This is a genomic window from Mucilaginibacter sp. BGA-UO-ETr-C110 (assembly GCF_059567985.1).
This window is the reverse complement of the sequence record NZ_JCAQPB010000002.1, coordinates 1,055,759-1,076,308: the sequence shown is the minus strand read 5'-3', so window position 1 is coordinate 1,076,308 and position 20,550 is coordinate 1,055,759. Positions and strand designations below refer to the sequence as shown.

Annotated in this window: 11 protein-coding genes; 1 reads left to right on the top strand and 10 read right to left on the bottom strand. The window is 41.7% G+C overall.

Annotation, left to right across the window (positions count from 1 at the left end):
• The first annotated feature begins 18 nt into the window (after positions 1 to 18).
• On the top strand, positions 19 to 765 hold the full coding sequence (locus AC57BQ_RS05855) for an SDR family NAD(P)-dependent oxidoreductase (protein ID WP_496405375.1): 747 nt from the start codon (positions 19 to 21) through the stop codon (positions 763 to 765).
• Positions 766 to 853: 88 nt separating this feature from the next.
• Here AC57BQ_RS05855 and AC57BQ_RS05850 read toward each other — a convergent pair whose 3' ends face one another.
• The 10 genes from AC57BQ_RS05850 to AC57BQ_RS05805 all read right to left on the bottom strand — a co-directional run bounded on the left by AC57BQ_RS05850 (position 854) and on the right by AC57BQ_RS05805 (position 20,541).
• A complete protein-coding gene (locus AC57BQ_RS05850) occupies positions 854 to 3,697 on the bottom strand; it encodes a glycosyl hydrolase 115 family protein (protein WP_496405374.1) in 2,844 nt (947 codons plus the stop codon).
• 50 nt (positions 3,698 to 3,747) lie between these two features.
• Positions 3,748 to 5,373, bottom strand: a complete 1,626-nt coding sequence (locus AC57BQ_RS05845) for a GH35 family beta-galactosidase (protein WP_496405373.1) — start codon at positions 5,371 to 5,373, stop codon at positions 3,748 to 3,750.
• Positions 5,374 to 5,468: 95 nt separating this feature from the next.
• Entirely contained in the window at positions 5,469 to 7,091 is a 1,623-nt protein-coding gene (locus AC57BQ_RS05840; RefSeq protein WP_496405372.1) for an endo-1,4-beta-xylanase, read from the bottom strand.
• A 23-nt stretch (positions 7,092 to 7,114) separates the two neighbouring features.
• On the bottom strand, positions 7,115 to 8,929 hold the full coding sequence (locus AC57BQ_RS05835) for a RagB/SusD family nutrient uptake outer membrane protein (RefSeq protein ID WP_496405371.1): 1,815 nt from the start codon (positions 8,927 to 8,929) through the stop codon (positions 7,115 to 7,117).
• Between the two features lie 19 nt (positions 8,930 to 8,948).
• Positions 8,949 to 12,059 (bottom strand): SusC/RagA family TonB-linked outer membrane protein, encoded by a 3,111-nt coding sequence (locus AC57BQ_RS05830; RefSeq protein WP_496405370.1) that lies wholly within the window; start codon positions 12,057 to 12,059, stop codon positions 8,949 to 8,951.
• 586 nt (positions 12,060 to 12,645) lie between these two features.
• Positions 12,646 to 14,598 carry a sialate O-acetylesterase gene (locus AC57BQ_RS05825; RefSeq protein WP_496405369.1) on the bottom strand — a complete coding sequence of 651 codons (1,953 nt, stop codon included), beginning with the start codon at positions 14,596 to 14,598 and terminating at the stop codon, positions 12,646 to 12,648.
• A gap of 146 nt (positions 14,599 to 14,744) precedes the next feature.
• The gene (locus AC57BQ_RS05820; RefSeq protein ID WP_496405368.1) at positions 14,745 to 15,248 is read right to left on the bottom strand and encodes a GNAT family N-acetyltransferase; all 504 of its coding nucleotides are present in this window, start codon (positions 15,246 to 15,248) and stop codon (positions 14,745 to 14,747) included.
• The gene (locus AC57BQ_RS05815) at positions 15,232 to 15,720 is read right to left on the bottom strand and encodes a MarR family winged helix-turn-helix transcriptional regulator (RefSeq protein WP_496405367.1); all 489 of its coding nucleotides are present in this window, start codon (positions 15,718 to 15,720) and stop codon (positions 15,232 to 15,234) included. The genes AC57BQ_RS05820 and AC57BQ_RS05815 overlap by 17 nt, the downstream gene beginning before the upstream one ends.
• Before the next feature lie 151 nt (positions 15,721 to 15,871).
• Positions 15,872 to 18,022 (bottom strand): glycoside hydrolase family 31 protein, encoded by a 2,151-nt coding sequence (locus tag AC57BQ_RS05810; protein WP_496405366.1) that lies wholly within the window; start codon positions 18,020 to 18,022, stop codon positions 15,872 to 15,874.
• A gap of 5 nt (positions 18,023 to 18,027) precedes the next feature.
• Complete coding sequence (locus tag AC57BQ_RS05805) at positions 18,028 to 20,541, bottom strand: glycoside hydrolase family 95 protein (protein WP_496405365.1); 2,514 nt, start codon at positions 20,539 to 20,541, stop codon at positions 18,028 to 18,030.
• Between the last annotated feature and the right edge of the window lie 9 nt (positions 20,542 to 20,550).

Below are 20,550 nucleotides of genomic sequence, written 5' to 3'. Positions count from 1 at the left end.
CTCCTATTTATACCACTAATGAAAACAAAAACCAAACTTGCAATAATTACAGGCGGCGCCTCAGGCTTGGGCCTGGCAACTACAAAAAAATTTATTGAAAACAATATAAAAACTATCATTATTGGACGCGACGAAAAAAAGCTGCAGACTGCTTCTGACATTTTTGGGCATCTTTGCGATTATAAGGTTTGTGATCTGAGTGATCTTTCGGGTATACCTGCGCTGATTGATGAGATCACTGCCGAATTTGGCACCCCTGATATCCTGGTAAACAATGCGGGTATCAATATGAAAAAGCCGTTCACCGAGGTTACGGATCATGATTTTCAGAGTATTATACAAACCAATCTCACCTCAGTATTTGTGTTAAGTCGCGAGGTTGTTGCAAAAATGATTGCGGTAGGAACCGGTTGCATTATTAATATCAGTTCAATGGCGTCACAATATGGGATTCCCTATGTAATTGCCTATACTGCAAGCAAATCCGCAATTGAAGGAATGACAAGGGCTATGGCCACAGAGCTTTCCCCGCAAGGAATACGCGTAAATTGCGTAGCACCGGGATTTATCGCTACCGATATGTCGGCCAAAGCACTTAATAACGACCCTGAAAGAAAAGGCAAAGTATTTTCGCGCACACCTATGGGTAAATTAGGTGACCCGGAAGATATTGCCGATGCTGTGCTATATCTTTCATCCGATGCTGCCCGCTATATTACCGGAGTGATATTACCCGTTGATGGTGGAAATTCCATTGGTTTCTGAGCGCACGCCAACCTTAAACAAAGAGGATATAAACGTTTAAATACGATGTTTGTCTCCCCTTTTGCAATCAGGAATTTTGATAAGAATATCAGCGTCCCGGTGGCCCCAAATAACTCTCTTTCAATCCGCCGGCATCAATAACTAGTTTTTGTAGTACCACACCAGCATCAACCATCCAGTATTTTAAGGAGTGAACCCCAGCTTTGGCAATGTGATGTTTGGTGATCAGCTTTTTGACATTATTGCTCACATCCATACCCCATGCTTGCGGCGACTCGTCCCGGTTAATATTGATCATTTGAGGTTGTTCATCATCGATCGAAATAGCATAATATAAACCCTGTTGATTTTTAAAATCCAGTGTTGGCGATATATATGTCTGTACCGATATAGAGCCGGTATCCTTTAAGCTAATGCTGTATTCCAGATGAGGACTGTTACCACCTGGCTGCATCCTTGCAGCTGTAACCGGCCAGGGTGTTATACCCGATAAAGTACGACCGTAATTAGGTATCTCCGTCCAGTTAACCTGCGGCGATTTTATAACTTTTGTATAATGCGCTGCTTCAATAGCTATGTAGCCATTGTTTTGATTAAATACAGCTTTATCATCCTGCCCGTTATTTATTGTTACCGGAATAGTGATATCTCCGCTTGGCCCCTTAACTATTACCTGAACATGACTGACACCCTTGGGTGCCATGGCCCAGTTTACATTAAACAACACTCTTTGCTGTTTGTCAATATGCCCTGTCTTTGGCTGAACATTTAAATAAGCGACCGATGATTTAATGGTATAATTAAAAGGAGCTTTACCCCGGTTAAATATTTCTATATAGCTAACTGTCTTTTCCCAGGGATAAAATTGGGGCATTGCTGCTGTTGTTTCCGTAGCCGACCAAAATTCAGTTGAACCAGGTACAGAAACACCCATTTTCACTGCTTCGGGTAAGGTAATTTCTTGTATTGCGGGTATTTTATTGGAGTCGGGTTGTTGCCAATAGGTATAACCTATATGAGTTTGATCCATCATATGAGTCCACTTTCCGTTGGCTAATACCGTATTATAATAATGCGATATTTCTTTATCTTTTGCATAAAGAGCCTTTACTTTTGCTGCGGTAGAATTGGTAGCAGCTCTCCCTTGCCCGGCATACCATTTGTTTTTTGCCACCTCATAATACATTTGGTTCAGGTTGGCACAAGCCTGCACCGGGTGCAAAACCAGCTCATAAAATGCATCCTTATAGCCTGTAGGTATTTTAGCATAAAGAATTTCGGCATCCAATCTTAATTGATTGTAATCCTTTACTACGTTTTCAAACTCGTTATAATTTGTAAGACTGTAAGTATCCTGATCAAGCTGCTCTGGTTTTCGCCTGCCATTATATTTGGTGTATAAGGTTAATATTCTGGCTATTTCTTTTGCATACTGTGCACCAAATTGTTGTTTTGCCCAATCAATCGTATACGTATTTAAACTGTTGGCAGGCCATTTATCCGGGGCCCACGCGTAATCTAAAAAAAAGCTGATCGGAAACTCCATAGGTTTAAGATCACCCACATTAACGATCCATATTTGTTTGGCGTTATACTTATAAGCCAGATGCATTTGCTCCCATACTTTTGATATAGGATTAGTATTTAACCATTTGTAATTACGCGGATCGCCTACGTAATCAAAATGATAGTATATCCCGTAGCCTCCTTTGCGCAGTTTTTCACCGAACTTTGGAAGTTTGCGGATATTGCCCCAATTATCATCACACAAAAGCAACGTAACATCATCAGGAACACGCATACCTTTATCATAATAGTCTTGTACTTCTTTGTATAATGCCCACATTTGTGGAGTTTGCGAAGCCGGTTTACCCGTTACGTCGGTTATGATTTTACGCTGATCACGTACAATGTTCTCAAGCAGGGTTATATTGCTGCCTTCGGTCATGGGCATATCTCCATCGCCACGCATCCCAACGGTAACAATGGTTTCTTTAGCCCCCATGTTTTGTATCCCCTTTTTCCAAAAATCCTGCAATACAGCTTTGTTCTCTTCATAATTCCAGGGACCTTTTCCGTACCGTTTCCATTCCTGTTGTGCCCGGTCCATTGGCTCATGATGAGAAGTCCCCATTACAATACCATATTCATCAGCCAATACCGGGTTTAGTTTATCGTCATCATTAAAAGCGTTACCCCACATGGCCGGCCATAAATAATTACCCTTTAGCCGTAAAATGAGCTCAAAAACTTTCTCATACACCTGATGATTCAACCCACCAAATTTTTCTTTTGCCCACCCTGAAAAAGCAGGCGCTTCATCATTTATAAAAATCCCTCTGTATTTTACAGCAGGTTCACCATCGGTATAACTGCCAGGTATTACATACAAACTTTTCTGCTCCTTTACAGGCACATCTGCCCACCAGTACCAGGGTGAAACCCCTATTTGTGATGAAACATCATAAATACCAAAAATGGTACCCCGTTTATCACTGCCTGTGATTACCAATGCTTGATCAATACCTGGAAACGGCTTTTGTACTACTTGTATCAGGTAAGTCTCCCATTTACCAGCAATTGCTGAAGCATTGAGCTTCTTTTTCGCAACCAATTCATCTATTTGCTGATTTTTGCCTAGAGTGCCGATCAGTACCAATTGCTTAACCCCATTTATATCGGTTGACAATGCAGGCGAGGTTTTGGTTACTGCATGAATATCACCTATAAAGCTTTTTACTGCACGTAATACACCAGGGTATTCGTCTGCCCCGGTATATATAGGGGTAGCCTTGCCATTAGCTGCCAACATAAAATACCCCGGACCATCATTATGCGCTATGTACAGCTTATGCCCGGGCGACTGCGCATAAATAAACAATGGCAAAAAACCGAAAATTATAAAGAGAATGATCTTTCTGATAAACTTCATAGCGTAGCGTGTGATAAATAAACCATTAAGCGATTTTATAAATTACTGATTTAATACGTATATAGCCTGGCATGCTGAATGCTGTAATCATTAACAGCAACGCGAATATGCCTCCCCTGATGATCTTGATCTCCATTCATCCGTCTTTGGTTTATCCAGTTATTATTTTCAAAATAACCTTCATCAACGCTAATGAAGCCAGTTCTTTTTCCGATTAGAACTGGTTCAAAAGTAACAACAACACCGGTTCCAGCTACGTAATATTCTGATGGGGCAACCTCAATAACCATGGCACCTGTTTGAGGCCATATAGGATCTTTTGCCTGAGCCGACCATCCCAGCTTATACTCATGGGTGATGGTCAGTATATAATCTCCCATGGTTATTTTTTGTTCCTGGGTATCCTTATCAAATAAAAACCCTCTCACTTTATCAAACGGTTGATATTTTGTAATTAATGGCAACAACTGACCGATAATGTGATATGCCTTACCAATGGGTTCATTTTCGGGTTTTTCTGTCGATTCGATGGAAAAAGGTGAAAAGGATAAACAATTATAATTTCCAAAAGCAAAAAAGGCTTTGGCATCCACTCCCTGCTCAAAACGTATTTCGGGGATCAGTAAAGGATTTGAAGAACGGGTATACAGATCGCTCCAATGTTTAAAATCGGGGTTGTAAAAATCGGGCGCCAATATATCTATAGCCGGAGCACCAGCTTTCCATACATCTGCTACCTGCGGCAATGGCCCTGCGCTTGGATATTCGCCCGGCTTTTTGCCTGGCCTGTTCAAAGCAGCGTTGATATACATGGGCAAATTATAAACCTGTTTACCTGCGGAAGCAATTTCATTTACATAAATGGCATAATACCAAGCCATGAATAACTCGTCTGTAGCTAAACTTTTCCCAAAAACATCTTCCCAGTTACCGTTTGTCTTAAAATTGTTTTTGGCCCAGATATCTTGGGTTTCCTGCAACAGTTTACTTTTATTATCCTTTAAATAACTCAACAGTTTACCGGGCACAGGCTGTTCAAAAGCAGCACTTGCGGGTTTCTCATAGCTGCGGGCATCAGGAAGCATACCTATTTCATTTTCCACCTGGATCATAATAACCGTATGTTGTATCCCATCAAAGGCCTTCAAATGCTCCATTAGTTTCACAAAAGCACGCTTATCGGCCATGAGGTTATTTTTACTAAACGGACTTAGTATTTCCTGTTTTACCCCCGTCTTAGCTTCGGCCCTTGGAAAACGTGACTGATCCGTTTTAATCCATTCCGGCACATAACATGACATACTATTTTTCCAACTGCCAAACCATAACAGCACTAGCTTGATCCGGTTACTCCTGGCGTTTAAAATCAGGTCATCGATCAATGAAAAGTTAAATTTTCCTTCCTGTGGCTCCATTAACTCCCAATACACCGGAGCATAAATGGTATTCAGGTTCATTTTTTTGAGCTTTGGCCAGATAGGTTTCATATAAGCGGTATCGGACGCGCTTGAATTACCTAATTCTCCACCTAAGATCAGGTAAGGTTTATTATCAACCAAAAGCAGGGTCGTATTCCCCGTTTTTATTAAACGCGGAGTAAAATCAGCAATCGACTGAGCAATTGAAGTCGAGATATTCAGTGCTAATAGTCCGATGATCAAAGGGAATGCTTTCATGAAATATTTTAAATATAGATTATTGGTTAAATCTCTAAAAACGGCTACCCTATACAGGCAACCATTTTTAGAGTTCTAAGGATCAGCTTAACTAACTACTGCCCTTTTAAAGCCTGAATTACAGCTCCGTAAGCAGGTTTTTTCTTTCCGTTACTATCAAACAGCAACGGAGCATCGTTTAGTTTTTGTTGTGTTACTATCCAGCTATTTTTATCAATTTCGCCCCAAATAGTAATGCCGTAACGTTGTATTGCAGGTACATTTTTCAAATAGGATTGTATGATGTATTTATACATGCCTGCTTGCAAATTATAAAGCGTAGGCGACGATGAAACGTCTATTACCTTATTGCCAGGGTTTAGTTTTACATCCAGTTCAGAGATACGCACTTTTAACCCAGTTGCAGCCAGTTTTTTGAACATGTTGTCAATATCGTTATATGAACTATTGATACTACTATGCATTTGTGTGCCAATACCATGAATGGGGACGTTTGCCGCTTTTAACTCATTAACAATTTTAATTAAACTATCAACCTTGGCCGAACCCGCTTCCAGGTTATAATCATTGATAAATAATAGCGCTGTTGGATCTGCCTGACTGGCGTAAGTAAAGGCCTTAGCTATATATCCCCTACCTAAATACTGTCCCCAATAAAAGGTGTCACTTGCATCGGTACCTGCCACATAAGGGCCAACCCGTAAGCTACCATCGTCCTTAACAGGCTCATTGACCACATCCCAGGCATGCACCTTATCTTTAAAATGGCTTACCATCCCGGTGATAAAGGTTTGCAAAGCTGTGTTGACTTTGGCAGCAACCTCGTCGGCAGGTAACGGTGTCGATAAACTTGCATCCGTTACGGTGATATCATCCAGAAAATAGGTATTGGCTTTCAGGCCGATATCTATCAGGATCCTGGTTTGAGCATCTTTGGCCACGATGGGCCAGGTTACCTGCGTCCAGGTGGTGCTGGTGGTTTGGTCGCCTTCATATTGGGCCGTTGGTTGAGTTGAAAAGCGTACCGATCCGCCGGCATTAGTCGACTTTATCCAGAAAGATACATTATAAGTTTTTCCGACCGTGGTATTGAACAGATCACTGGCTAATTGTACCTTGTACTGCGCACCGGGATTATCTGTAGCATTTACCACTTTTAATGCCCTGGTACCGCCATGTATTTCACCGGCTACCTTAGTTTCGCCAAATGACGAAGCCCCGTTATAAGCACTCCAGTTGGTAAATATACTTCCGCTACCCAATTCAAAATCACCGTTAAGTAATAGGTTTGGTATTGTGTTACCTGCACTTCCCGGAACCAGGGAACGAAGGTAGGTACCATTTTGATTTTGATACCACGCCAACGTATGTCCATAAACCTGTAAACCGGCAGCATTGGCATTACTTACCAAAGCATCGGCACGTGTAAAATCTAAAGTGCCATCATTTTTTACGATGGCTGCATGTTTCATGGTATAGCCAAAGGTTACCATGCTGGCCTCACGGGTAACAATATTCCTGTCGCCATAGGTATTGGCGATAAAATCATAGTCGATAGCCATACCAATGGGCAGGTTTGATGCCGCTTTCAGTGTACCGGATGTATCTGAATAGGTATTGGCGATGGTGCTGTTTGCACCATTGTAGTATTGTTTTTTGCAGGCGCAAGTAAAAGTTGCTATTAACAATAAACCAGGTATAATAAGTTTCTTTTTCATAATTGATTTTCTTTAAACAATGATTAATAGTATCCTGGATTTTGGTATTTATTCCTGTTTGGGTCGCCATTGGGGTCTACTACGCTGTTGATCTGATCCTGTGGAATCGGTCTGATATTGTTAAAGGCGGCAACATGCCCCGCCCCATCGGGATTATATTTCTGCACGCGATCAATCAGCTTATTCCGTATCGCCAGATCTGGCCATCGGATACACTCCCCACAAAGCTCTCGGGTACGTTCGTCCAATATAAAATCAAGCGTTATCCGTGAAGCGGTGACTTGCATTACGGCTACCCGTGCGGTCAGATCGGCGGCAGATAATCCAGGGCGATAGGCCGCGCGTGTGCGCAATACATTGATGAGCGTAACAGCGTCGTCAACATGCCCGGTTTGCATAGCGGCCTCAGCGGCGGTCAAATAAACTTCCGAAAGCTTGGAAACAATAAATGGCCTACCTGATACATCCTGAAAGTTGGCTCGTAAGCTATCATCATACTTTTTAAGGTTAGGATATTGAAAACTAAGTTTAGTTTGATTGTTATACCACTTGCTTGGGGGAACAATCAGGTATTTTTTTCCGGCCGTTACCAGTTGAGCAGCCCTGGCATCTGTTGGCGGCAGATAGATAGCTGTATCTCCGATCTTAAACCCTACAGTTGCCAAACTGCTAACATAAGTTTGTAATGCCGCACCTGTCCGAACGGTGGCGACACGCCACATTACACGGAATGAATTATCATAACGGCTATCATTAAACTTATCGGCAAAAGCCACGTTAGAAACATAAGGAGTTGGTGTAAGCTCTCGCAGGGGACGGCCATATTGCAGCGGACGATCATCAATTAATGTAACACCACCAACACTTGCTACGTTTTGGTATAGACAATTAAAAAGGTTATTGGCAATATTTACTTTGTTGGCAAAATCTGTACTTGGGTTTAGGTCTTCGTTGGCCGAATTATTGAGTGGAAGACGTTCAACTGAATACAGTATTTCTTTATTATAATCATTCCCTTGTTTGTGTACTTGTCCAAAATCCTGTAGAAGATCGGCTCCATACTTGCCCTTGTTATTAATAAGTTCCATCGCAGTAGTATATGCACTACCAAAGTCAGTACTTTCCTTTACTGCTGAGTATGCCCTAAATAAATAAACCTTGGACAATAAGTGGAGTGCTGCGGCTTGTGATAATTTAAAGGCATTTGCAGGACGCTGAACAGGTAAATTCTGGGAAGCATAAGTCAGATCAGCGATCATGGCCTGATAATCTTTTTTTAAGATATCATTAAAAGGCAAGCGGTTAAAACCATAGTAAGGTACATTGGTGAACTGAAGGTCGCCTGAGCCTAAGTCAACCGGAACTGCGCCAAAGTTTTCAACCAATAACAGATAAAGATGTGCCCTTAAGTACCTGGCTTCAGCCATCATCACATTTCTGGTTGCATCGCTCATGGCTACACCCGGCGCAAATTTCAATATGGCATTACAGAGATTTATACCATTATAGTTTCTGTTCCAGGGAGTTAATATGGCACCATTTGTAGTAGGGATCTGGTAAGTACCCAGCTCCAGGAATTGGCCCGAACTGGCTACCTGGTCTCCAAAAGTAAATTCATCGGTACCCACATTTCCCAAAGCCAATGCGCCAACCGGACCAAAATCATACCGCATATTGGCATAAACTGCGTTCACTGCAGCCTGTAAACCATCAGTGGACTTATAATAATCTGTTGTAAAGGCAGTATAGGGATGCTCCTCGAGCGATTTTTTGCAACTGCTGCCCCATAATGTGGTTATCAGCAGAAGCACTATATATGTCGAATATTTTGATTTCATAATTCTGATAATTAATTGATTATAAACTAATATTTAAGCCTGCGATAAATGATTTGGTAGAAGGAGTTGCCACCCCAATGGTTAATGCCCGGCTTGATATATTACCTGGGTTCTGGACACCCTGATTTCCTATTCCTGTTGCTTCGGGATCTATACCTCCAGCACGTACATAGGGCGAGAAAAATATAAATGGATTTTGCGATGATACATATACACGCAAGTTTTGCGCACCGATCTTTTTAGCCCATCGCTTACCTAAGCTATAGCCAAATGTGATGGTTCTTACCTTTAAAAAACTGGCATCAAAATAACCAAGAGTACTACCTGCGTCACTAGTTAGTGGTGAAGAAATTTGTCCGCCAGCAACGTTTGGTGAGGGGTAGAAATTGGTAGGATTAGTTGGCGTCCAGTAATCTACGGCAACCTGATTTCGCCTTCCATCATTAATGGTCGTATAACCGGCTAGTGGTTGGTATACCTGGCTAACCAAAGTTCCACCTAAACGACCATATAGTACAAATGAGAAATCAAATCCTTTATAGGTAAAACGGTTGGTCATACCGCCTTGAATTTTAGCCTGAGCACTTCCAATTACATATTTATCATCAACCGTAAGCTTACCATCACCATTATGGTCTTCTAACTTAATCTGACCCGGTACAAAACCATATTTGGCTGCCTCCGCGGCTTCGCTCAATTGCCATATCCCCAGTTTTTTATAATCATAAATGGCACTTAATGGTTGTCCTACAAATAGCTGGTTGTTTACTACCTGTGTTATACTCCCATTTAAGGATACCAGCTTATTCCTGTTAAAGTAAAAGTTCAGATCGGTGCCCCAGGTAAATCCCCCGTGGTCTGATGTGATATTCTGACTGGATATGGAAAATTCCATCCCTTTATTGGTCACATTACCTACGTTTGTTAAATAAGGATCGGTAATGCCGGACGTTGGGGGTAACGAAATGCCATATAATAATTTAGTGGTACTGGCTGTATAATACTCTACACTACCAGTAATGCGATTATTTAAAATGCCATAGTCTAATCCAATATTGGTGGTTTTAGTATACTCCCAATCCAGTTTAGGGTCAACTATACGGCTTACGTAGTAACCGTTAACAACAGTGGTTCCATAATTATAGAGTACCTGAGGCGTACCTGGGATACTGGAGTTAACCGACGACAGGCCACCTAATGTGCTGTAAGCAGCAATCCCCTGGTTAGCCGTGACACCAAAACCAGCCCTAAGTTTCAGATTGGAGATTACGTGAACGTTTTGCATGAACTTTTCATTACTAATCGTCCATCCGGCAGAAACAGCAGGGTATGACTTATATTTATTACCCTCACCAAGGCGTGAAGATCCGTCCCTGCGCCCGGTTAAGGTAATCATGTACTTGTCATCATAAATATAATTAGCCCTGAGCATCATAGCCACAAGTGATGACTTTGATTCGCCACCGCTTAAAATGGGCGCCGGAGTTGTAGAGGATAAGCCCAGGTTATAAAACTGAACAAAATCAGAAGTTATAGAATCTTTCCTCACCGAGGTATTATGACTTTGTTGCTGCTCAAAACCAAACAAGGCCGTAACGCTTATGCGGTGTTTTTGAGCAATGGTTTTATCATACGTAAGCAAGTTGTCCAGGCTGTATTTGGTGGCTGTGGCATTGTTTACTGTTGCTGTGTTATAAGTGCCAGGCCTAAAATAACTGTCGGTTCCCTGGAATTGCGCGCCTTCTTCCTGCTGAAAATCCAGACCCGCATTTAAGCGATATTTCAACCCATCGATAATTCTAACCTCTCCGTATAAACTGCTAAATGAATGAAAACGACGGACACGATCAACCGAAGCATCCGGCTGGCTACGCAGCAACAACGGGCTATAGGTTGTATTATAATCATCGGTATTACCAGCAGGCTTAATGTTTATTGACCCGTCGGCATTATACGGGGAAGACAAGGGACTTAAAGTAATTAAAGGAAAAACATTTGCAGGGAACTGAGAACCGTGCGTAATACTATAATTAAGCAAATTATTAAAGCCGGCCTTAACACGACTGCTTACATTAAAATCAGCAGTGGCTTTTAATGTACCGCGCGTAAAATCCTGACCGGGCAAAACGGTGGTTTGTTTAAAATAGCCCCCGCCAGCGGAAAACTGGCTTTTATCGCTTCCACCTGAAATAGTAAGATTGTGGTCAGTAATGTAACCGTTTTTATATACCAGGTCTTGCCAGTCGGTATTTCTTCCACTGGCAATTCCTGCTAACTCATCAGCAGTATAACCTTGGTTAAATACAGAAATATCACGTAATGCTCTATACTGGTCGGCATTATACACTTTATACTTAGATGTAACACTACTGATGCCATAGTAGTCACTGAAAGTGACTTTGGTATCACCCGCTGCCCCCCTTTTAGTGGTTACCAGTATTACACCATTCGCGCCTCTTGAACCATAAATAGCGGTTGCAGACGCATCTTTTAATATATCAACTGAAGCGATGTCATCAGGATTAATGTCGTTTAAGGTACCGCTATAAGGTATTCCATCTAAAACAAACAAAGGGTCGTTACCAGCCTGTATAGACCGCTCTCCCCGTATCCTGATCTGGGCATCAGCTCCAGGCCTGGTTCCTACGGCCTGCACTTCCACACCTGCAGCCCGCCCTTGTAAGGCCTGCTGTATATTGGCCACTGGTACTTCACGCAGCGTGTTACCACTTACCGACACAATTGCCCCCGTTACGTCCTTTTTACGGGCGGTGCCATATCCAATAACAATCACATCATTTAAACTGCGGCTACTTGGGGTTAGTTTGATTTGCAAATTGGAGTTTTGACCCGTTAAGGGAACACTTTGCTCTGTATAACCTATATAGGTTACCAGTAAAGCTGTTTCATTACCAGAAACGTTGATAGAGAATTTGCCATTAATATCAGTTAACGTTGCGATCTTGCCCGATTTAAGCTTAACAGCTGCACCTATGAGCGGGTTTCCTTTTTCATCCAGTACTGAGCCATCAATTTTTCTGGATTGCGCAAAAAGTGACTGACAGATCAAACTCATGCACAATAACATGAGCCATGCTTTCCGGCAGATTTTCAGTATTTGTTTTTTCATAATTTATAATTGGGGTTAAGGGCTTATACTTGTGGGATATATTGGATTGACTCCAACAATGATCTGACCTTTTGGCCGAGACCGGCCTCTGTTTTTACAACTGATCTTTTAAGTAATTTTTTCTCATAGCTTTTAATTTTAATATGGGTTCACCCGGTTAAACAGAAGCAGGCTATTAGCCCAGCCATTAATTGGTCAAGTACTATAATTTGGTTATCGTAAAATTATCATAAAATACAATCGATTGCACAAATGAAATAAGATTTACAGATATTTCTTTTTTTTATCTTTTGTTTAAATAAAACCATAAACAATCGATTGTTTTTTTAATAATATTTATAGCAATAATATAATTACTTGAAAAAATGCCAATGACAAAGAGCAGGTAAATACGAACGATTATATAGATACAAGCTTCAAATAGAGCTAATATAATAGCTGATTATAAGAACTTGTTGACTATGCAGTTAGACAATTACGCCTATTTATACCTGGAATCTTTTTGATAACTTATTAAGACTAGCAATTATGCCTCTTGAAACACATTAGTGCAATCGAAGTACCAATTTATTGAATCCTGAATTAACTACTCGTTGTCTGTGGTAAACGGTGAGGCTGGGAGCCCCTCCAGATTATATAAATTTGCCGTTTCCGGGTTATCAGCCCAAGCGTAGCGTACGTATAGAGGGTTTGGTATCTTATCACTCCAAACAATTACTTTATTCCCGTTTATGCGCGCATGTGCCCATACATATTTTTTATCTTTCCCTGCTATAGCAAAATGTTGAAGCTCACTACCATTTTTTACGGTTAAACCGCTTCCGGTATTACTGAAGGATATAATGACTTTATCACTATCGATCGTAAATGATTGATAAAGAGGCCCTGATGCTACAATATCGCGATCATAATAGGCAACTTTTTCCGCCGCGAGAGCCAGACGATCACCTACATCCTTTTTATTTAAAGGATGAATATCATTCCATTCACCGGCATCAATAGTTACAGCCATACCTGTATTGGATATACTGAGCGCTCTTAACTGTGCTTCACGCAGTTCGGCCCAATGACTTTCAGAAGGTAAATATTGCGTCTCCATAAAGTTAGGCAGTTGTGCATATATAAAAGGCAGATTACCTTGTTTCCATTTATAGCGCCAATCGGTTATAAGAGCAGGTAACAGCTCCTCGTATACTTTAGGTTGAGATGTATTTGCTTCACCCTGATACCATAAAATTCCTTTTATCGAATAATTAATTACAGGGGCAACCATAGCATTATATAGCCCGGCAGGTTCATTTTGCGCGGAAAAGCTGCTACGCGAATCAATTGCCTCTGGTTCAAATACTTGCCCCACTTTATATTCCCAATCGCCTCGAAGATCTATTTTCTGATCACCTATTTCCAGACAATAAAACTTGTCAGGTACAAAGCCCCCCTTCCCCACTATGTTAGTAACTTTAACTGTAATAATATTTTTTCCAGGCTTCAGAACACCCTGCGGTAACGAATATCTTCGCGGAGGATACTGATAAGTGATCCCTCCCACAAGTACACCATTTACATAAGTTTGGTCAGCATCGACAATGCGCCCCAGAAAAAGTTTTGAAGGTTGACCAACCAGAGTTGCTGAAACATCAATTTCTTTACGGAACCAAACTATGCCATTTAATCCCTTGGTACCCTGATCTGCCCAATATCCCGGAAGCCAGAATTTATGCCATCCCTCTGGAATGTAAGTAGTATCGTACCATTTTTGAGAGCCTGATAAGCCTTTATCCTCATTAACTGGTTGTTGTTTTTTGGCTGCAATCCTGGCTTTATCAATTAATTTATTAACATAAGAAGTATCTTTTAATTGATTAATACGGTTTTGATATGATGGAAATTGTTTAAGTCCATCCCCACTCATCCAGGCTTCAATCGGCGTCCCTCCTACACTTGAATTTATCAGGCCTATCGGAATATGATATTTGAGGTAAATTTGCTTGGCAAAAAAGTAAGCAGCGGCACCAAAACTCAATACATTTACAGGATTGGCAGTTAACCATTTTCCAGCAGGAAGATCTTCATGGAATGTAGTGACGTCAGCAATGGTAGGGATAAAAAAGTTTCGTATCTGAGGGTAATTGGCATTGGCAATTTCTTCTGGGTACTTTTCTTTAACACGCTCCATGGGTAATACCATATTTGATTGCCCAGAGCAAAACCAAACATCGCCAATTAAGATATCCTGAACTACCAATTGGTTATTTGCTACTATATCCATAGTGTATGGTCCACCAGCTTTCATAGCGGGAAATAACATTGACCAATCCCCGTTTTTATCCGTTACTGTCTTGATTACTTTATTATTGAACTTTATTTTAACCTGTTCACCAGGTGTTGCCCAGCCCCATATCTTAAGTTTTTTATCTCGTTGCAATACCATACCGTCACTTACCAGTTTAGGTAAGCGTACATTAGCGTTTGCTACTTGCTGAACTAACCAAAAGCCAATAAAAAAAACGATTAAAGTACGGCTAAAAAAAACTTTCATAAAATAAGATTACACGTTAAAGCTGGCAAAACAAGAATACAATTGGTAATTGAAAAATAACTTTAAACAAATATGAAAGAATTTTCAATAAAAATACAATCGATTGCATTTTTATTGAGCAAGGTACACCTGATCTTGTATTCCTCTTAACCAATTACCAGATCATATCTGAGTTCAATTAAAGATTTATCAAAAGCTTCCGACATTTTTTCTTCGGTTAATTTAAACCCATATTTAGTGTACAGGGATGTAGCAGCATGTTGTTCGTTGGTTGTCCATAAATAAGCTTTTTTGAAACTCTTCTCTTTCATGTAAGCCATAAAACTATCCATCAATCGTTTTCCCAAACCCAATCCGCGATACTCAGGTAAAAATATAAAGTAGCGTAACTGTACAGCATCACCTCGATGCACACCGATCAAAAAGCCAATCATCTTATCCTCATATTCGCAGATCCAAATCCTGTCTTTTGACGGATCATACTGCCGGGCAAACTCAAGCAGGCCTTCCAATACGTAACCTTCAAAGCTTAAGCCGTAGCCACACTCTTTGGCATATAATTGTCCGTGCATATAGGCAATATAGCCCAGGTCGCCTGGTAACAATTCATTTCTAAAACGAATATCATCAATATTAGTAGCTCTGGTCATCCGATTTTATATTGTTATTTTTTAAAATATTTATGATGGATTGCATGTGCAAAACCAACTCTTGTTGTTTGCCGGTGTCTAAATTTTTGATCAACCCCACAATTTGTTGGTCAGATGCTTGATTTAGCATCTCGAATTCGGTAAAACCTTTTTCGGTAAGGGAGATCAGTATAGCTCTTGCATCATGCCCCGCGGGTTTCTTCATGATTAGTTGCTCTTTTTCGAGCTTCTTCAGTAGACGGCTCAAATAACTCTTATCAATGTGCATTACTGTCATAATATGAGATGCCTGCACACTTTTGCCTATATAAATCTCATAAATGATACGAGCCTCAGCCAAAGAGTATTCACTATGTAGCAGGTGCTTATCCAACAAACCTATCATATCGGTATAAAAGCGGTTAAATGCTCTGACCTGCTTAACGACTATTTGATTTCTCTGCATTTTTAATAATTTAATTTTCTTAAACAAAAATAGATATAAATAGTAGACTTTGTCAACTATTATTTATTTTCCAAACCCATCTATTAGTCATTTGAACTAACAAAAAAGCCATCGGATTTTATCCGATGGCTTGAACATTATATAGTTTGTTAAAACTGCTAGGGCATGAGAATATACTTTAAAGCTCTGTCATTGCCTTAAAAGTCACTTTGCCTACATTATCAGGCTTGCCTTTAGGTGCAGGGGTAATCGAACCTTTTATCTTTCCGTTTACCTTACTTACCATGATCCTGCGGAAGGTATAACTGTCTTTTTCATAATTATATGTTTCACCGTCATCGTCATACAAAGCATAAGTACCAGGCTGTTCACCGTAGTATTTTACCTCAATATCAACCTTCTGCCCTGCTTTGGGTGCATGTAACATTACCGGCATCATGGGTATTATCCCACCATCTTTTACATATACGGGAATTTTGTCCAAACCTGGTGTTACGCTGATCACCTCGCCATTTCCGGCATACTTCCCGGTATAAAAGTCATACCATTTCCCTTTGGGCAATATCACTTTGCGACTGGTTTGTCCCGCAAATACAGGGGCTACCAATAAATACTCACCAGCCATATACTGATCCTTCACTTCTTTAGTTACAGCCTCCTCGTACGGGTTTTCTTCCAGGTTTAATTTTTTGTTCTCGTTTTTAGCCTCGGTATTACTAAAGCCATTTTCCAGATACATAGCTCTGAATGGTGGGATACCTTCAAAATGATATTTGGCAAACTCACTATACCAGTAAGGCATCATCTGCATACGCAAGTTGGCCATTGTTTTTACCTGTTCGGCAACCTCAGCAAACGACCAAGGTTTGGTGCCACTGGCCCAGGCGTTGATCATCGCCATAGGCGAAAATACATTCGACTGAAACCTACGCAACCATTCTTCTGCCGTTTTAGATGAGCGTACCTCCGGGGTCCACAGTACACCGGCAAAACCACTATTCACTAATGCCGTTATAAAGTCGCGGTGATCATAATAATCGTTATAAATCACATAGGGGAACGATGCTCCGCCACCATTAGATGCCCTAACCAGGCCGAAGGTGCGCTGATTGCGGTTGTGATAAATCTCGCTGGTATAGCGCTGCATCATTAGCCCGTAGGTCTGGCGCATTTGTTCGGCGTCATGGCCTGAGGGAAAAACAGCTACATCGGGCCACAAATAATTATCGCCTCCATCAACCTCATCCATTTTATACCCACTAATACCGATATCTATCTTGCCCTTTTCCAGTTGACCAAAAAATATTTTCCGGGCTTCGGGCATGCTAATATCGGGTACTATGCCGTTCCAAACAGTATGTGAGCCGCTATAGGGCAAAATATCTTTATAAACAGGAGCCTCGGGTGATAAATAAGGGTTTGTCCATAAATTAAGCCTGATATTCTTTTTCAGCATATCCTGCACCAGTGCTTTCGGATCAGGGAAACGAGTTTTATCCCACTCAAAAGTGCATGGGTATGATTTGCTTTGCCAACCGGGTTCAAGACCGATAAAATCTAGCGGATAACCTTTTTCTTCAAACGCCAGCGCTTCGGTAGCAACGCCCTGTGCATCAGTTAAACGCTGCATGCGTTGGGTAAAGCCCAGTCCCCAGCGCGGTGGCAGGCAACCACCTCCGTTTAACAAATTATAACGCCGTACAGCATCCAATATCGTAGGGCCGGCAAACACATAAATCTCTACACCTCCTGCGGGCACCAGCATTTCTACGCCATCTGAATAAGGGTGCGAGCTCCAGGTTTTATCCAAATTCCTGTCTTTCACATCTGGCGCTATTTTACTGTCTCGCCTCACGGCCGTACCAGCATACACATTGATATACCTGGCCGAATTGATAAATACACCATAACCATTGGATGACACGTAAAAAGGTGTGGGTGCATGAGTACGGCCATTATCCTTACCAGCATAATTATCTACATGCAGCGTAAGCACCTTACCTCGCTGAAATACAGTCTGGAAGTTTAGCCCAAAACCAAACAGTTGTTCTTTTTTCTCGAGCGGGAAACGCAGGTAAGTTTTTCCATCCTGAACACGCCCTGTAATTTCGTCCTTTTCCAACGGGAAATCAGCTTTAGGCATTTGCTGCAGACCAGCATGATATGGTTGTACACCGGCGGCTTTCAACAGGTCAAATTCTTCGGGTTTGCCTATCACACCTTTCCATATCCCTGGCTCAACCTCAGTCCAGCTGATGGATTGCGCTTTTAGCAGGTCTGCAAGCCCCAAAAGCAAACAGCTGATTAATATATATTTAAAATTTCTCATGGTATTTATTGCGGTATAATAGTATAGGTTTTACCTTTTTCTGTGGCAAAGTCAATAACATAGCCCTTATTGAAACTGATATCGGTCAGTTTGGCATTGGCTGCTTTTTGGTAAGCAGGCACTATGGGTTGAATATTTAAAGTGTTCATATTAGAGCTGGCTGCAGTTTTACTATTTGCCTGCACCACTTTTACAGGTATAGGTGTTCGAAGCCTGCAATTGCCTCCAAGATTTGATTTGATCAGGGCTTTAGCCAGTTCTCCTTTTTTCCAATCGATAGCTACCTCAAAATTGCCGCGGGCTTTGATGCCCTTGATACTGCCATCGGCCCAGGCATCAGGCAGAGCGGGAAGAAGTTCTATTTCACCATTCTGGCTTTGTAGCAACATTTCGGTCATGCCTGCTGTTCCGCCAAAATTTCCGTCGATTTGGAATGGCGGATGCGCGTCAAACAAATTGGGATAAGTACCTCCGCCACTCATCTGTTCCTTCTTTTGTATAGGATCCATATAGTTAAAAGCTGCGCCCAGTATTTTGTATGCATGATTACCATCGTGCATACGCGACCACCAATTCACCTTCCAGGCCATAGACCAACCCGTGCTTACATCTCCCCTGTATATCATGGATTGTTTGGCGGCTGCGGCCAACTGAGGAGTATTAAACACCGAAATCTGCTTGCCCGGGAACAGGCTAAACAGGTGTGATATATGTCTGTGAGTATCCGCCGGATCGTCCCAATCCTGGAACCACTCCTGTAATTGCCCGTATTTACCTATATGGAAAGGATAGAGTTTGTCATAAGCTACCTTTACTTGTGCTGCAAAAACTTTATCCGTTCCCAAGGCCTGTACACTGCTGATACAGTTCTGAAACAGCTCACGAATGATCGACATATCCATGGTGGAGGCCATACTCACCAGGTATTCTTTCCCATTAATTTTGATCGTATTTTCTGGCGATGTGGATGGATTGGTTACCAGGTAACCTGTTTTAGGATCAGTCACAAGCCAATGCAACATAAACTGGGCCGCTCCCTTCATAATGGGATAAGCCGTCTTACTTAAAAAAGCTTTATCACCGGTGAACAGGTAATGGTCATATAGGTGAAGGCTCATCCAGGCACCACCCATTGGCCAGGCTGACCACCGTACCGAACTTTTGGGGTCATGGTCATAACCACCTACAGTTGACGTTTTAGCCCATATGTCGCTGTTATGGTGCTGCACCCAACCTTCCTTGATATTGTAGGTTTCTTTAGCGGTGATGGCTCCGTTTACGGTAAGTTCTTTCAAAAAATCAAATAAAGGCTGGTGACATTCCGAAAGGTTGGTATTTTCGGCCAGCCAATAATTCATTTCGGTATTAATGTTGGTTGTATAATTACTACCCCACGGCGGCGATACCTGATCATTCCAGATACCCTGCAGGTTAGCAGGAGCGCTGCCTGGTCTGGAACTGGCAATGAGTAAATAACGCCCAAACTGGTAATACAGCGTTTGTAACTGCTTATCGGGATTGGCTACACTGAAATTCCGGAGCCTTTGGTCTGTAGGCTTTTCTACCATTCCTGCATCAATACCTAAATTGAGATCAACCCGTTTAAACAGGTGTTGATAATCGGTAATGTGCCGTTGTTTAAGTTGTTCATATGTTTTTTGCGATGCAGCAAGCATCCCGGCATTAGCTTCAACTACAGGATCCTTACCCTGCAAACCCGGCGATTTATTGAACCCGTTAAAACTGGTAGCCTCGGTTAAATAAATAAGCACCTGGCTGGCACCGCTAACCTGTAAAGCATTATTAACAGCAGTTACATGCCCGCCATCATTTTTGATCTTCAGGTTGATCTGGAAATTCATTCCCTCACCCTTGGGTTCATCATAAATAACCTGCCGTGGTTCGTAATCGCGGTTGGCTACATAGCTCGGGGCTTTCCCTTTTAATATTAATTTACTGTTGCCATCGTTCGTTACAGAAAAATGCAGCTTGCTTTGCAGGCCAGCAGTAAAATTAATGGCGCCTTTTTTGTCAGCAGTGATGCGTATCATCATTACCTTATCCGGATAACTAATAAATGTTTCACGAGTGTAGTGCACACCGCCGGCCTCATACTTTACGGTTGAAACCGCATTGTTTAAGTTCAAGTCACGGTAATAATGCGCGCTATCTGCAACATTAAAATTCAGCAACAGATCACCCAATGGTAAGTAGCGGGCGGTATATGGGCCTTGTAAATGCTTTTTCCACAGATCGGCCGCTTTATCAAAATCACTATCAAATATGGCTTTGCGTACTTGCGGCAGATATTCTGGCCCTTGTGGGTTGTTACCCGATTCTGGAAAGCCCGACCACAGGTTATGGTCATTCAATTGATAACGTTCATGATTAACGCCGCCAAATACCATAGCTCCGGTGGTTGCATTACCAAGCGGCAAGGCCTCTTCCCAGGCAGTGGCGGGTTTATTGTACCATAATTTTAAGTAAGCCTCGTTGCTCCGTGTTTGTGCTGATACCATGCCGGCACT

What these genes read in the sequence shown, in the direction of transcription:
- AC57BQ_RS05855 (WP_496405375.1), top strand. Translation starts at nt 19, where the DNA reads ATGAAAACAAAAACCAAACTTGCAATAATTACAGGCGGCGCCTCAGGC.
- AC57BQ_RS05850 (WP_496405374.1), bottom strand. Translation starts at nt 3,697, where the DNA reads ATGAAGTTTATCAGAAAGATCATTCTCTTTATAATTTTCGGTTTTTTG.
- AC57BQ_RS05845 (WP_496405373.1), bottom strand. Translation starts at nt 5,373, where the DNA reads ATGAAAGCATTCCCTTTGATCATCGGACTATTAGCACTGAATATCTCG.
- AC57BQ_RS05840 (WP_496405372.1), bottom strand. Translation starts at nt 7,091, where the DNA reads ATGAAAAAGAAACTTATTATACCTGGTTTATTGTTAATAGCAACTTTT.
- AC57BQ_RS05835 (WP_496405371.1), bottom strand. Translation starts at nt 8,929, where the DNA reads ATGAAATCAAAATATTCGACATATATAGTGCTTCTGCTGATAACCACA.
- AC57BQ_RS05830 (WP_496405370.1), bottom strand. Translation starts at nt 12,059, where the DNA reads ATGAAAAAACAAATACTGAAAATCTGCCGGAAAGCATGGCTCATGTTA.
- AC57BQ_RS05825 (WP_496405369.1), bottom strand. Translation starts at nt 14,598, where the DNA reads ATGAAAGTTTTTTTTAGCCGTACTTTAATCGTTTTTTTTATTGGCTTT.
- AC57BQ_RS05820 (WP_496405368.1), bottom strand. Translation starts at nt 15,248, where the DNA reads ATGACCAGAGCTACTAATATTGATGATATTCGTTTTAGAAATGAATTG.
- AC57BQ_RS05810 (WP_496405366.1), bottom strand. Translation starts at nt 18,022, where the DNA reads ATGAGAAATTTTAAATATATATTAATCAGCTGTTTGCTTTTGGGGCTT.
- AC57BQ_RS05805 (WP_496405365.1), bottom strand. Translation starts at nt 20,541, where the DNA reads ATGGTATCAGCACAAACACGGAGCAACGAGGCTTACTTAAAATTATGG.